Annotated in this window: 11 protein-coding genes; 5 read left to right on the top strand and 6 right to left on the bottom strand. The window is 68.3% G+C overall.

Going from position 1 to position 13965, the window contains the following annotated elements; translation table 11 throughout:
* Positions 1-56: 56 nt before the first annotated feature.
* Both BQ7391_RS00665 and BQ7391_RS00660 read right to left on the bottom strand, forming a co-directional pair.
* Positions 57-1103 carry a ribonucleotide-diphosphate reductase subunit beta gene (locus BQ7391_RS00665; protein ID WP_235858598.1) on the bottom strand — a complete coding sequence of 349 codons (1047 nt, stop codon included), beginning with the start codon at positions 1101-1103 and terminating at the stop codon, positions 57-59.
* 58 nt (positions 1104-1161) lie between these two features.
* Positions 1162-3693, bottom strand: a complete 2532-nt coding sequence (locus BQ7391_RS00660; protein WP_075278850.1) for a ribonucleoside-diphosphate reductase subunit alpha — start codon at positions 3691-3693, stop codon at positions 1162-1164.
* A 143-nt stretch (positions 3694-3836) separates the two neighbouring features.
* Between BQ7391_RS00660 and thpR the strand changes: the two genes are divergently transcribed.
* The gene (gene thpR, locus BQ7391_RS00655; RefSeq protein WP_075278849.1) at positions 3837-4361 is read left to right on the top strand and encodes an RNA 2',3'-cyclic phosphodiesterase; all 525 of its coding nucleotides are present in this window, start codon (positions 3837-3839) and stop codon (positions 4359-4361) included.
* Positions 4362-4470: 109 nt separating this feature from the next.
* On the opposite strand, the gene recQ is transcribed toward thpR, so the two are convergent.
* Positions 4471-6360 carry a DNA helicase RecQ gene (recQ, locus tag BQ7391_RS00650; protein ID WP_075278848.1) on the bottom strand — a complete coding sequence of 630 codons (1890 nt, stop codon included), beginning with the start codon at positions 6358-6360 and terminating at the stop codon, positions 4471-4473.
* Positions 6361-6705: 345 nt separating this feature from the next.
* Here recQ and BQ7391_RS00645 point away from each other — a divergent pair, with 345 nt between their 5' ends.
* The 4 genes from BQ7391_RS00645 to BQ7391_RS12060 all read left to right on the top strand — a co-directional run bounded on the left by BQ7391_RS00645 (position 6706) and on the right by BQ7391_RS12060 (position 10446).
* Positions 6706-7497, top strand: coding sequence for a 7beta-hydroxysteroid dehydrogenase (locus tag BQ7391_RS00645; RefSeq protein WP_075278847.1), 792 nt, complete (start codon positions 6706-6708; stop codon positions 7495-7497).
* A 283-nt stretch (positions 7498-7780) separates the two neighbouring features.
* Positions 7781-8521: a sigma factor gene (locus tag BQ7391_RS00640; RefSeq protein WP_075278846.1), complete on the top strand. Its 741-nt coding sequence runs from the start codon at positions 7781-7783 to the stop codon at positions 8519-8521.
* Entirely contained in the window at positions 8518-9327 is an 810-nt protein-coding gene (locus BQ7391_RS12440; RefSeq protein WP_200799552.1) for an anti-sigma-I factor RsgI family protein, read from the top strand. The genes BQ7391_RS00640 and BQ7391_RS12440 overlap by 4 nt, the downstream gene beginning before the upstream one ends.
* A gap of 132 nt (positions 9328-9459) precedes the next feature.
* Positions 9460-10446 carry a PepSY domain-containing protein gene (locus BQ7391_RS12060; RefSeq protein ID WP_075278845.1) on the top strand — a complete coding sequence of 329 codons (987 nt, stop codon included), beginning with the start codon at positions 9460-9462 and terminating at the stop codon, positions 10444-10446.
* 308 nt (positions 10447-10754) lie between these two features.
* Here the strand turns inward: BQ7391_RS12060 and BQ7391_RS00625 are convergent, their stop codons facing one another.
* The 3 genes from BQ7391_RS00625 to BQ7391_RS00615 are packed head-to-tail and all read right to left on the bottom strand — an operon-like array spanning position 10755 to position 13905.
* A complete protein-coding gene (locus BQ7391_RS00625) occupies positions 10755-11501 on the bottom strand; it encodes an energy-coupling factor transporter transmembrane component T family protein (protein WP_075278844.1) in 747 nt (248 codons plus the stop codon).
* Entirely contained in the window at positions 11494-13263 is a 1770-nt protein-coding gene (locus BQ7391_RS00620; RefSeq protein ID WP_075278843.1) for an ABC transporter ATP-binding protein, read from the bottom strand. The genes BQ7391_RS00625 and BQ7391_RS00620 overlap by 8 nt, the downstream gene beginning before the upstream one ends.
* A gap of 57 nt (positions 13264-13320) precedes the next feature.
* Positions 13321-13905, bottom strand: coding sequence for a hypothetical protein (locus tag BQ7391_RS00615; RefSeq protein ID WP_075278842.1), 585 nt, complete (start codon positions 13903-13905; stop codon positions 13321-13323).
* Positions 13906-13965 lie beyond the last annotated feature (60 nt).

Here is a 13965-nt window from a genome sequence, read left to right as displayed (position 1 = left end):
GGGGGCGTGCGAAGGGGACAGGCACTTTTGCACGCCCCCCTCGTACGGCTTCGGGCCTACAGGTCGTCGACGAGGGCGGTGGACTTGGCGTAGGCGGTGCTCTTGGCCTCGAAGAAGTCGGTCTTGACCATGTTGGCGTTGCTGTACTGGGAGACCCATGCCATGTCAGGCGGCTCGCGGTCGCATCCCTCGAAGAGCGTGCCGAAGCCGAGCGAGTGCCAGCGGAGGTTGCCGAGGTAGCGGATGTAGTCCTCGACCATCTGCCCCGTGAGGCCGTCGATGTTCTCGCCGATTACGTAGCGCCCCCAGGCGATCTCCTGGCGCACGCCCTCCTCGAGCATGCCGCGCAGCACCTCGACGCGTTCGGGCGTGAAGAGCTGGGGCTCCTCGTGCTGGAGCTCCACGATCATGTTGCGGAAGAGCCAGAGGTGCGTGTTCTCGTCGCGGTTGATGTAGCGGATCTCCTGGGCGCTCCCGGGCATCTTGCCGTTGCGCGCGAGGTTGTAGAAGAACATGAAGCCCGAGTAGAAGTACACCCCCTCAAGGATGACGTTGGCCATCATGACCTTGAGCAGCGTGAAGGCGTCCTGACGCTCGAGGAACTCGTTGTACTGCTCGCCGATGAAGGTGTTTCTCGCCAGCAGGCGCTCGTCGGTCCGCCACTGGTAGAGGATGTCGTCGCGCTTCTCGGGGGAGCAGATCGTGTCGAGCATGTAGGAGTAGCTCTGCGAGTGGACGCACTCCTGGAAGGCCTGGATGTGCAGGCACAGGTTGACCTCGTTGGCCGTGACGTACTCGCCCACGTTGGGGAGGTTCGCGGACTGCAGCGAGTCGAGGAACACGAGAAACGAGAGAATCTTGTCGTAGGCCGTGCGCTCCGCCTCAGAGAGCCGCGGGTAGTCCTTCACGTCCTGGGAGAGGCTGATCTCCTCGGGGATCCAGAAGTTGTTCATCGCCTGGCGGTACCAGTCGGATACCCATGGGTATCTGAGGTTGTTGAAGTCGTTGAGGTTGGTGGTGTTGCCCCCGATCATCCTCCGCAGCCTCACGTCCGTGTCGCCGCCCGGGTTGAACAGCGGCGTCCTTGTAAGCCTTTCGGTCACGATGGCCTCCTCTTTTAAAGCCTGGTTGGTAGATCTGCCTGTGGCGGGGAGCTGGCCCCTAGCTGCTGCAGCTCTCGCACTCCTCGACCTCGAGCGACTTGCTCCGCACGTAGTAGATCGTCTTGACGCCGGAGCGCCACGCCTCGAGGTAGAGCTCGAGCACCTGCCGCATGGTGTGGTCGTTGGTTATGTAGAGGTTCACCGACTGCGCCTGGTCGATATGCCGCTGGCGCACGCCGGCGGCGCGCACGCTCCAGCGCTGGTCGACGAGATGGGCGGGCTTGTAGTACCAGTAGGTCTCGGGCGAGAGGTCGGGCGCCACGCGCGGCAGCATGGACCCCTTCTTCTCCTCGAGGAAGAAGCGTCGCATGACGGGGTCCACGCCCGCGGTGGTGCCGGAGATGATGGAGGTCGAGCTCGTGGGGGCAACGGCGAGCAGGTACGCGTTGCGCATGCCGTGCTCCGCCACGCGCGCCGCGAGCTCGCGCCAGCGGCCCGACACGTAGCCGCGCTTCTCGAAGAAGGCGCCCGTCGCCCAGTCGCTGCCGGGGAAGAGCGGGTAGGCGCCGCGCTCCTCGGCGAGGCGCTCAGAGGCGTTGATGGCATGGTAGGCGACGCGCTCGAAGAGCTCGTCCGCGAAGGCGAGGTGCTCGTCGCTCTCCCAGGAGATGCCGCGGCGGGCAAGCAGGTGGTGGTAGCCGGAGACGCCGAGCCCCACCGAGCGGTAGCGCCGGTTGGTGAGCCGGGCGTAGGGAAGGGCGTAGAAGTTGAGGCCGATCACGTTGTCGAGCGCACGCACGGCGGTCTCCACCACCTCGGCGAGAGCGTCGTCGTCTTCCACGGGGATGCGGCCCAGGGTGAGGCTCGCGAGGTTGCAGACCACGAAGTCCCCGGGGCGCGTGGTGGTGACCACCACGGTGTCGCCGTCCTCGCTCACGACCTCGCGGCTCACCTCCTCGATCGCCGAGGTGTTCTGCGCGATCTCCGTGCAGAGGTTGGAGCAGTAGATGACGCCGGCGTGCGGGTTGGGATTGGCCCGGTTCACGGCGTCGCGCATGAAGGCGAAGGGCGTGCCCGTCTCGACGGCGCTCCTCAGCACCAGGCGCACGAGGTCCTTGACGGAGATGACGCGCTTCTTGATGCGCGGGTCGGCAACGCAGTCCCAGTAGCGGCGCTCCCACTCCTCGCCAAAGCTGTCCTCGAGCGCATAGCCCTTCGCGACGAGGATGTCGTGCGGGCACATGAGATACCAGTCCTGATCCAGGTCCTCCTCGGCCATCCTCCAGAAGAGGTCGGGCCAGCAGACGGCTGGGAAGACGTCGTGCGCCTTCATGCGCTCGTCGCCGTTGTTGGTGCGCAGCTGCAGGAACTCCGGGAGGTCGCGGTGCCAGGCGTCCAGGTAGACGGCCACGGCTCCCTGGCGCATGCCGAGCTGGTCGACGGCCACGGCGGTGTCGTTGATCACGCGGATCCAGCGGGTGGTGCCGCCCGCGACGCCGGCAAAGCCGCGGATGGAGCCGCCCTGCGCGCGGACCTTGCCGAGGTACATGCCCATGCCGCCGCCGTACTTGGAGACCTGGGCGAAGTTGTCGATGCTGCGGTAGATGCCCGTGAGGCTGTCGGGGACGGTGTCGATGAAGCAGCTGGAGAGCTGATGCTGGGGCTTGCGGGCGTTGCCCATCGTGGGCGTGGCCATGGTGAGGCGCAGGGTGGAGAGCGCGTCGTAGAAGCGGCCGACCCAGGTCATTCGGACGTCTTCGGGCTCCCCCATGGCGAGGTGCAGGGCGATGCCGAGGAACATCTCCTGGGGGCTCTCCAGCGCCACGTGGTCGTGGGAGCGGATGACGTAGCGCTTGAGCAGGAGGTCGAGCCCGGCGTAGGTGAGCAGGTCGTCGCGCTCCGGGCGGATGAGCGCGGCCGCGCGCTCAAGCTCCTCGGGGGCGTAGCGCTCGAGGACGTAGGCGCCGTAGAGGCCCTCGTCCGTGAGGTGGCGGACCTTGTCGGCAAAGCCGGAGATCCCGCGGCGCGCGCAGGCGTCCGCGATGGAGCGGCGGGCGGAGAGCGAGAGCAGCCGCCCGGCGATCATCTCCCAGCGGGGCGCCTCCTGGCTCGTGAGCTCGACGGCGGCCCGGACGAGCGCGGAGAGCCGCTCGTCGGGGCGCATGCCGCCCTTGAGGAAGCCGCGCAGGCGGGCGAGAAGGGCGGAGAGCGAGTAGGCCTCGTCGGGATAGTCTCGCCGAGCGCGGGAGAGGACGGCCGAGAGCTCGGAGGCGAGCGCGGCATCGTCCCCCGCGACCTCGCGCACCACCTCGTCGCGCGCGGCGCGCAGCTCGGAGCGTCGGTGGCGGTAGAGGATGTAGCGCTTTGCCACGTCGAAGTGGCCGCGGCGCATGAGGGCCTGCTCCACGAGGTCCTGGATCTCCTCGACGCGCGCTCCGTCCTCGAGGCGAGCCTCCACGTCAGCGAGGATCGCCGCAAGCTCCTCGCGCGCGGCGATGGTACCCCCGTCCGCAAAGGCCCTGGTCACGGCCGAGACGATCTTCTCGCCGTCATAGCGCTCCACGCGTCCGTCCCTCTTCACTATGTCCACGGGGTCTCCCGTCTGTCGCTGTGGCACCCGCCGTCTTGTGGCCGTTAATGATAGTAAATCGGTGACATTTTGGGTAGCGAGGAGAGGCACGCCCGACATGATACCCTCGGAATGCCGGTCCGGCCCTTGGTGAGGAGGCTGACATGAGGATGTTCATTGCGCTTGAGCTGCCGGGGCCGTTTGCGGACGAGACGGAGGAGCTCGCGAGGCGCCTCGAGGCCACGTGCGCGGGCCGGTTCGTTCCGGCCGAGAACCGCCATCTCACGCTGGCGTTTCTCGGAGAGGGGGGAGAGGCTGACGCGCGGCTTGCCATGCTGGCGATCGACGCGGCCTGCGCGGGCGCAGGGCCGATCCCGCTCGTCGCGGCCGGGCTCGGGACGTTTGGGCGGGGGCGTGATGCCACGCTCTGGCTGGGCGTCGAGAAGAACGACGAGCTCGAAGGCCTCGCCGGGCGTGTGCGGGCAGAGCTTGCCGCCCGCGGGCTCGCATATGACGAGAAGGACTTCCTACCGCACGTCACGCTTGCGCGGCGCGCCCGCATGCCCCGGGGCAACCTCGGCGACCTGGCGTTTCCGCTGCCCGACGAGGCCCGCGACGTCACGCTCTTCCGAAGCATCCTCGGGCCGTCCGGCGCCCGCTACAAGCCGCTCTACACGGTGGGGCTCTGAGCGGGAGGACGTGCGAGGGGCGTGCGAAGGGGGCCGTGCGAAGGGGACAGTCACTTTTGCACACTGGAAACGCGTGCAAAAGTGACTGTCCCCTTCGCACGGCCCGCGTTCAGCTGTTGATGCGTGCGAGGAAAAGATCGCCGTAGCGCTCGGCCTTCTTGGCGCCTACGCCAGAGACGCCGAGGAACTCCTCGCGCGTGCGCGGCCGCTTGGCGCACATGTCCACCAGCGTCGCGTTGGAGAAGATGAAGTAGGACGGCACGCCCTGCTCGCGCGCGAGCTCGCCGCGCAGCTCCGTGAGCTCGGCATAGAGGATCTGGCCGATCTCATCCAGCTCGGAGACGTCTGTGGCTGCCCGGGTCTTCTCGGGCGCCGCCGGCACGCGCGCCGCCCTGGGAGCTCCTCGCGCCACCTTGAGGACGAAGGGCCCGTCCCAAGGCGCCTCCCGACGCAGGAACGCGCCGGAGGCGCCCGTGAGCGCGATCGTGGGGTAGTCCCCTCCCGTCCGCGCGAGCACGCCGCGGAAGACCAGCTCGTCAATCAGCTCGCGCACGCGGCCGGCGGGGACGTCGGCCATGATGCCGTACGTGGAGAGCGTGTCGAACCCGCGCCGCAGGACCTTCTCGCCGCGCGACCCGCGCAGGACGTCCGCGATCATCGACGCGCCCGCGCTGCGCCCGCGCTGCGCGACGCGCGCAACGCAGCTCACCACCTTGAGGGCGTCGGTGGTGGCGTCCACCTCCTCGAAGTCCGTGAGGCAGTTTCCGCAATTGCCGCAGAAGGCCGGCGCCTCCTCGCCGAAGTAGCGCAGGATGTGGGCGCGCAGGCACTCGGTGGTGGTGGCGTAGAAGACCATCTGGCGCAGGCGCTCGGCGTCGCGCTCCGCGAGCGCCTCGACCTGCTCCGGGGTGAGCCCCTCGCGCGGCTCTCCCCGAGAGAGCAGGAACTCGGCCGTATGCACGTCGCCGGGGGAGTAGAGCAGGAGGCATTCCGCCTTGGTCCCGTCTCGCCCGGCGCGCCCCGCCTCCTGGTAGTAGTTCTCCAGGCTGAGGGGCAGGTTGTAGTGGACCACGTAGCTCACGTTGGACTTGTCGATGCCCATGCCAAAGGCGTTGGTCGCCACCATCACGCGGGCGCGGTCATAGAGGAAGTCGTCCTGGTTGCGGTCGCGCTCCTCGGGCGTGAGCCCGGCATGGTAGCGAGTGGCGAGAAGCCCCTCCTCGCACAGCTCATCGCAGACCTCCTCGACGGCGCGCCGGCTCGAGCAGTAGACGATGCCGGAGCGCTCGACGCGCTGTCGACAGAAGGCGACGAGCATGCGGTCCTTCTCGGCGCGACCGCGGGGGCGGGAGACGGCGAAGGAGAGGTTGGGCCGATCGAAGCTCGCTATGACCACGAAGGGGTCCACAAGGCCCAGCGCGCCCACGATGTCCTTGCGCACGGCGCGCGTGGCGGTTGCCGTGAGCGCCATCACGGGCGGACGTGCGGGAAGCGCCCCAAGAAACTCAATGATCCGCTGGTAGCTGGGGCGAAAGTCGTTCCCCCACTGCGAGATGCAGTGCGCCTCGTCCACGGCGACGAGCGCCACGCCGCGTGCGGCGACCGTCTCCGCGAAGGCCGGATCGTCGAGGCGTTCCGGCGCCACGTAGACGAGCGTGAGCGCGCCGGAGGCGATGCCGTGGAGCACGCTCGCGCGCGCGGCGGCGGAGAGGGTGGAGTTGAGGTAGGACGCGGCAACGCCCGCCTGACGCAGCGCCCCCACCTGGTCCGCCATGAGCGAAATGAGCGGCGAAACCACGAGGGTGAGCCCTCCCGACCGCGCGGCGAGGACGAGCGCCGGCACCTGGTAGCAGATGGACTTGCCGGCCGAGGTGGGCATGACCGCCAGCACATCGCGCCCGGAGAGCGCGGCGTCGACGATCTCCGCCTGGTGCGGGCGGAAGCTCTGGTAGCCGAAGGTCTCTCGCAGAATGTCCAGGACGGTGGGCGGTGTGGCCATGGGTCTCCTCACGACGCGTGTCTAGCGCCATGGTACGCCTCGTGCCGGACAGACGTGCCGGGCGGTCGACTCCCGGGACGAGAAATAACGCGCACTCGTGCACGGTTCTTCTCGCGTTTTCCCAGTTGGCATTTAAGAACCCGTGCACGAGTGCGCGTTAATCGCGCGACGCCGGACGAGTGCCGCCCGAGTGGCACCTGTGTGACACTATAGCGCTTCGCGCGCACGCGCCTACGGCGTCTGACCGCGGCCTCATTTGCTACCGCCCGCGGATTGGGGGGCCGCGCCCGCCCGGCGATGCCCCATCATGGCGGCGCATCCAGCGAACCCGACGAAAGGACGATCATGAACTTGCGCGAGAAGTACGGCGAGTGGGCGGTCATCCTCGGTGCTACCGAGGGCGTGGGCAAGGCGTTCTGCGAGAAGGTCGCCGCCGGCGGCATGAGCGTCGTCATGGTGGGCCGCCGCGAGGAGAAGCTCCGCGAGCTCGCCGCGCAGATCGAGTCCGACTACGGCGTCGCGACCAAGGTGGTGCGCGCCGACTTCTCCGAGGAGGGGGCCGCCGAGACCGTCTTCGCCGCGACCGAGGGCCTCGACATGGGCTTCATGAGCTACGTGGCCTGCCTGCACTCCTTCGGCAAGATCCAGGACACCCCCTGGGAGAAGCACCAGGCCATGATCAACGTCAACGTGGTCACGTTCATGAAGTGCTTCTATCACTACATGCAGATCTTCGCCGCCCAGGACCGCGGCGCGGTCATTAACGTCTCCTCCATGACCGGCATCTCCAGCTCCCCGTGGAACGGCCAGTACGGCGCCGGCAAGGCCTACATCCTCAAGATGACCGAGGCCGTGGCCTGCGAGTGCGAGAAGACCGGCGTTGACGTGGAGGTCATCACGCTGGGCACTACGCTCACCCCGAGCCTGCTCTCCAACCTGCCGGGCGGTCCCCAGGGCGAGGCCGTCATGAAGATCGCCCAGACGCCCGAGGAGGTCGTCGACGAGGCCTTCGAGAAGCTCGGCCACGAGCTCTCCGTGATCGCGGGCGAGCGCAACAAGGCCTCCGTCCACGACTGGAAGGCCAACCACACCGAGGACGAGTACATCCGCTACATGGGGTCGTTCTACTCGGAGTAGCGGACGCGCGACAAATCGGGTCGTTCGTAGCGCGCACCCCGCGCAAAGTCCCTCTTGCCATCCCGGGCGGATGCGCGAGGGGACTGCGTGGGGTGCGCGCTATGCGTCCGCCGCGCGACGCGCGCGTCAATCGCGGGGGGCGCCGGGCGACCGTCCGCAACCCCTTACGCGGCGCTTACATAGCAGGCGGACAACCCCGGTAACCTGAAAAAGTTCAGACGAATTCATGGCGCGACCCCGAAAACGGGATGCCCCGTGCGCACTCTATCGCCGAGGGGGGACGATGAGACGGGACAAGGACCTGGCCGCCCGCGTCCGGGCCGCGAAGGGCGACTCGCGGGCAGCGGACGGCCTGGTGCGCGACTACCTTCCGTTCATCAAGGCGGAGACGGCCCGCTTCACCGGTCGGCCCGCACGGGAGGGAGACGACGAGCTGGGGATCGCCATGTTCGCATTTCACGAGGCGGTGCTTGCATACGACGAGGCGCGAGGCGCGTTTCTGCCCCTCGCGTCCACGAGCGTGAGGAACCGGCTGATCGACTTCCGGCGCCGGGAGCGTCGCCATGCCGAGGTGACCTCGCTGGACGAGCGGCGCGGCGGGGCGGACGACGAGGACGACCGCCCGCTCGTGGAGCGGCTGGCGTCGGAGCGCGACGAGATCGGGGAGCGCGAGACGCGCCGCGCCAGCCGGGCGGAGATCGCCGAGTTTGCCCGCCAGCTCGAGCGCCTTGGGGTGAGCCTCGCGGACGTGGCCGAGAACAGCCCCCGCCAGCAGCGGACCCTTGAGGCGTGCCGGGGTGCCCTCGCGTACGCGCGTGGCCGCCAGGAGCTGCTCGACAGGGTCGCCGAGACGGGCAAGCTGCCCATCGCGGAGCTTGCGCGCGGGGCGGGCGTCGAGCGCAAGACGCTCGAGCGGCACCGGCGCTACCTCGTGGCGCTGCTCGTGGCCTACACCAACGGATACGACATCATCCGCGGACACCTCCACAAGATCGTGGGTCCGACGGGAGGTGACGTTCGATGAGCTACCTCATCATGGAGTGCGCAGCGAGCTATGCCGTGGCGCTCGACGAGGAGGGCCGCTTCGTGAAGGTCCCCAACCTCGGCTACGAGGTGGGGCAGGAGGTCGACGATGTCGTCACCTTCGAGGGGAGCCCGTTCGGGGAGGCCGACGTCATCCCCTTCGAGGCGCGCCGGGCGAGAAGGACGAGCGGCCGCCGCGTGGCGCTGCTGGCCGCCGCGGCATGCCTGGCCGTGGCCGTGGTCGCGGGCGCCGCGGTCTGGCAGGTGCCGGTGGGCACGGTCTACATGAGCATCAACCCCGAGGTGAGCATCGCGGTCAACCGTCTTGACCGCGTGGTGGGGCTCGACGGAGAGAACGACGACGGCGATGACCTCATCGAGGGGTTCTCGTACTACGGACGGACGATCGACGAGGTCTCGGACGACCTCGCGGACCGTGCCGAGGAGCAAGGCTACCTCGATGACGGCGGGACGATCGAGCTCACGGTGGAGTCCGACGACGAGGAGTGGAAGACCGCGACCGAGGACCGACTGATCGTGGAGCTTGAGGTGCACCTCGACCACCGGGTGGTGGTGACGGGTGCCGCCGGGCCCGAGGACGCCGCGCCCGCGCCTCCGGCCGAGCAGGTGACGCCCCCCGAGCCCCAGACTGAGGTGACCGCGCCGCCTGCGTTCGATGACGACGACTGGGGCGAGGCCGACGACGACGGGGATGACGACGATGACGACGACGATGACGACGACGATGATGACAGCTGGGATGACGACGATGACGGCGACGACGACGACGATGATGATGATGACTAGTCCCGCCTGATGTTCTTCTCGCCCGGGGTCGCCGAAAAAAATTTTTCTGGCGACCCCGGTTTTGAGAAGGTGCCCACGCAACCTCTCACTGCAAGGCAAAGAAGAGGCTCCCCGACACCCAAGGAGGACACCATGAAGACCACGAGCCTGAAGCGCATCCTCGCCACCGCCACGATGGGCGCCGCCCTTGCGGCAGTTCTCGCCGGATGCGGAACGACCCCCGCCACCCCCTCCGGCCAGGCGTCGGGCGACGCGGGGGAGACCCCGGTCGCCCAGGCCGCGGGAACCCTGCTCCTGAGCGTCAACCCCGAGATCGAGATCGAGTACGACGACGCCGGGCTCGTCACCGAGATCGAGGGCGTGAACGACGAGGGCAGGGGCATCGTGGGCGGCTACTCGGACTATCGGGGCAAGGAGTGCCGCACCGTCGTCTCCGAACTTGTGGGGGAGATCTACGAGGCGGGTCACTTCAACCAGACCGTCGACGGGCACGACCGCAACGTGGTGGTCAAGCTCGAGCAGGGGTCGGGCTATCCGGGAGACGACTTCCTGCGCGGAATAGAGGACGACGTCCGCAGCACGGTGGGAGGCTTCGGGCTTGAGTCCGACGCGCTCGCCGTGGCCCCCGAGCAGCTGGACGACCGCGGCTACATCGGCCTGGACGCGGCGAAGGACATCGTGCTCTCTCAGCTGGGGCTTTCCGAGGCCTCCTTCAACGACCACGAGTACGAGCTCGATGACGGCGTCTACGAGATGGAGTTCACCTCCGGCGGCGTTGAGTACGAGTACGAGGTCGACGCCCGTACGGGCAAGGTCCTCGAGGCCGACATCGACGGCAACGACGACTGGGACGACCGCGACGACTGGGACGACTGGCACGATGATCGCTACGACCGCGATGACGATTGGGACGACGATCGCGACGACTGGGACGACGATCGCGACGACTGGGACGACGATCGCGACGACTGGGACGATGATCGCGACGACTGGGACGATGATCGCGACGACTGGGACGACGATCGCGACGACTGGGACGACGATCGCGACGACTGGGACGACGACCATGACGACCGCGACGACTGGGACGACGACCTGGACGATCGCTACGACGACTAGTCGCTGACGGCTTCGGATGCGTGCGGGCGCCTCTCGGGGCGCCCGCCTCATGTCGCGCCTTGCGATTGGCGCCCGCCCGCGCATATCACGCGGGCGGGCGCCCCCGTTAGGCCCTCTGAGACGTCCCGGGGGCTTCCGTTCAGAAGTAGTGTACTTTTTTGGGACCCGCTCAAGTACGGCCTGACGGGTGCCATTTCCTTACCTGCGGCTTTTTCGCTGTTCGAATGTAGTGTACTTTGCATAGCGGCAAATGAGTACACTGCAAACGAGCAAGGCGGCACCGGGGCTTTCGAACCGGCCTTCCGCGCCTAGAACGCCACGCCGAGCGCGATGAGCGCCACGCAGCATGCGAGCGCGAGCCAGTCGCGCGCTGCGAGCGGGTAGCGCTTGTAGCTGCTCTCGCGCGTGCGCAGGTAGAAGCCGCGCTGCTCTGCGGCGAGCGCCGTGGCGTCGGTCCTGCCGACGGAGCTCACGAGCAGGGGCACGCAGAGGGGCAGCATGAGCTGCAGCTTCTTGAAGGGGTTCTTGGTGTCGTACTGCACGCCGCGCGCCGTCTGCGCCTCCATGATGGCGTTCATCTCCTGAGAGAACACGGGGACGAAGCGCAGCGCGGTGGTGAAGGTGAACGCGTAGCGGTACGGCACGTGGAGCACCTCCACGCACGCGTTGGCGAGGTCGGTGAGCTTGGTCACCATGAGCACGAGCACGAGCGGCAGCGCCACGCCGAGCAGGCGCAGGCAGACCTTGGACCCCGTGACCAGGCCGTCGGTGGTGACGATTCCCCAGATGGGCGCGCCGGTGCGCACGAAGACGAGCTGCAGCGCGAGCATGACCACGGCAAGCGGGACGAGCACCTTGAGCAGGGGGGCAAGCCTCCCGGCCACCCCGGCGTACGCCGCGAGCGCAAACGTGAGGGCGAGAAGGCCGAGGAGCATGGCGTAGGAGTCCGCAAGGAAGGTGGCCGCAATGATGGCGGCGGCCAGCGCGAGCTTGCTCACGGGGTTGAGGCGGTGGAGGAGCGTCTGCCCGGGAACGTAGTCGATGATGTTAATCATGGCTGACCAGCTCCTTCACGAGGTCGACGATGCCCGAGACCTGGCTCACGCCCGCGAACTCGCGCGAGACGTCGCGCGCGAGCACGGTCGAGAGGGCGATGATCTGCGGCGGCTCCACGCGAGCGCGACCCATGAGCTCCACGTCCGCGAAGACCTCCGGGGTCTCACCCTGCCCGAGGATGCGCCCGTCCGCCATGACGACGAGCCGCTCCGCGAAGTCGGAGACGACCTCCATGTCGTGGCAGACCATGACGACGGCGCAGCCGCGGTCGGCCATCTCGCGCACCGTCTCCATGACGGTCATGCACTCGCGGTAGTCGAGGCCGCTCGTGGGCTCGTCGAGGAGGATGACCTCGGGCTCCATCACCACGACGGAGGCGAGCGCGACCATCTGGCGCTGCCCGCGGGAGAGCGAGAAGGGCGCCTCGTCGAGCGGCAGGCCAAAGCGCTCCGCCACCGCGCGGGCGCGCTCGCGCGCCTCGTCGGCCGGCGTGCCCGTGAGCTCGAGGCCGAAGGCGACCTCCTCGAGGACGGTGTCCTTGCAGATCTGGCGGTCCGGGTTCTGGAACAGCGTCGAGACGTGCGCGGCCACGGTGCTCGTGGGCGTGTCGCGCATGTCGAGCCCGGCCACGCGGATGGAGCCTGACGAGGGGCGCAATAGGCCGTTCAGGAGCTTGGTGAGCGTGGTCTTGCCGGCGCCGTTCTGGCCGATGACGCCCACGAGCTCGCCGGGGTAGACGTCGAAGCTGAGGTCGGTCACGCACGCGCCGCTTCCCGGGTAGGCAAAGCAGACGTCGCGGAAGCTCACGACGGGCTCGGCCCCGGGCGTGCGCGCCGCCGCGGCAGGGATGTGGCGCGAGCCCGCGCGGAAGGGGGCGATGTCGGCGCCGCGCCCGGTGCGGCCGCGCACGAGGTCGGCCACGAGCGCCTCCGCCTCCTCGACGCTCAGGCAGGGGGGCGCAGGCGGCATGACGCCGTGCTGCGCCAGGCTGTTGGAGACGCGCGCCACGCGCGGGCTGTCCACGCCGAGGGCGCGCAGCTCGTCGGCATGCGAGAAGACCTCGCGCGGCGTTCCGTCAAAGGCGACGCGCCCCTCGCTCAGGACCACCACGCTGTCGCAGTAGGCGGTGAGCAGCGCCACCTTCTGCTCGACCACGATGACGGTCACGCCCTCTGCGTTGAGGTCTCGGAGCGTCTCGAAGACGGCCGTGGATGAAGCGGGGTCGAGCGCTGCCGTCGGCTCGTCGAGCACGAGGACGCGCGGCCGAAGGGCAAGGATGGCGGCGATGGCAACCTTCTGCTTCTGGCCGCCAGAGAGCGTGGCGATCTCGCGGCCGCGCAGATCGAGCACGCCGCACGCCTCGAGCGCGCCTGTGACGCGCGCCTCGATCTCATCGTGCGGCACGCCGAAGTTCTCAAGGCCGAAGAGCATCTCGTCCTCCACGGCGGAGGCGACCATCTGGGAGTCGATGTCCTGGGCCACGCTGCCCACCACGCGGGATATGTCCGTGAGCGTGACCTCGCAGGTGTCGCGGCCGTCCACGAGCGTGGAGCCAAAGAGGGTCCCCCGGTAGTGATGGGGTATGGCCCCCGAGAGCAGGGCGGCGAGCGTGGACTTGCCGGCGCCGGAGGGGCCGATGACGCCGACGAAGCCTCCCTCGGGAATTTCGAGGGAGACGTGGTCGAGCGCCGGCTCGACGGCGTCCGCGTACTTGAACGAGACGTCGTCGAGCCGGATTATCGTGGGCGCATCCTCGGTCATGAGAGCCTTTCAGTTACTGACAAAGGTGACAGGGTCGTTTGCCATGACATTGTCACACTAGTCGGCGAGCTTGAGGGCCTTCCTGATGGGAAGGTAGAGGGCCTGCACCAGAACGGCGTTGAACACGGCGGTGAGCAGGACCACGGGCAGCATGGCGGCGGCGAGCTCGCCGGCGGCGCCCACCATGGCGATCTTGATGAGCATGAAGATCACGCCGGAGACCGCCGTGGTGACGAAGGAGCCGATGAGAGGGACGACCTTCTTGGCGCCGCTTCCCATGCCGACGCGGACGATGAGGGCCATAAGCATGGCGGCGACGCCCTCGGCGGCGAAGTCGATGAAGGGCGAGGTGGTGGTGATCTGGATGACGGCGGCGGAGATGAGGCCGATCACGAGGGCCTGGCCCACGTTGGGACGTACCACGAGGATGGTGAGGCAGAAGGCGGAGATGATGAACTCGGGGCTAATGAGGCCGCCCGAGATGCCCGAGATCGCCTTGCCGACGGTGAAGTTGAGGATGAAGCCGGCGGCGAGAAGGACGGCGAGAAGGACGAGGGCCTGGATGTCGAGCCTGCCGTGGTCGGCGGCGGCGACGGTGCGGGCGACGGGCTGGGCGTTCCGGCTGGAGTCGTTCTGGGACATGGCGGTTCCTTTCTGGAGGAGGTTCTTCTCGGGTGGGGCGCTTCCGGCGCCCGGGCGGCG

This window comes from Thermophilibacter provencensis, assembly GCF_900128445.1.
In the GTDB taxonomy this organism is placed as follows: domain Bacteria; phylum Actinomycetota; class Coriobacteriia; order Coriobacteriales; family Atopobiaceae; genus Thermophilibacter; species Thermophilibacter provencensis.
Note: the sequence above shows the minus strand (reverse complement) of the source record. Positions and strands in the feature narration are given on the sequence as shown.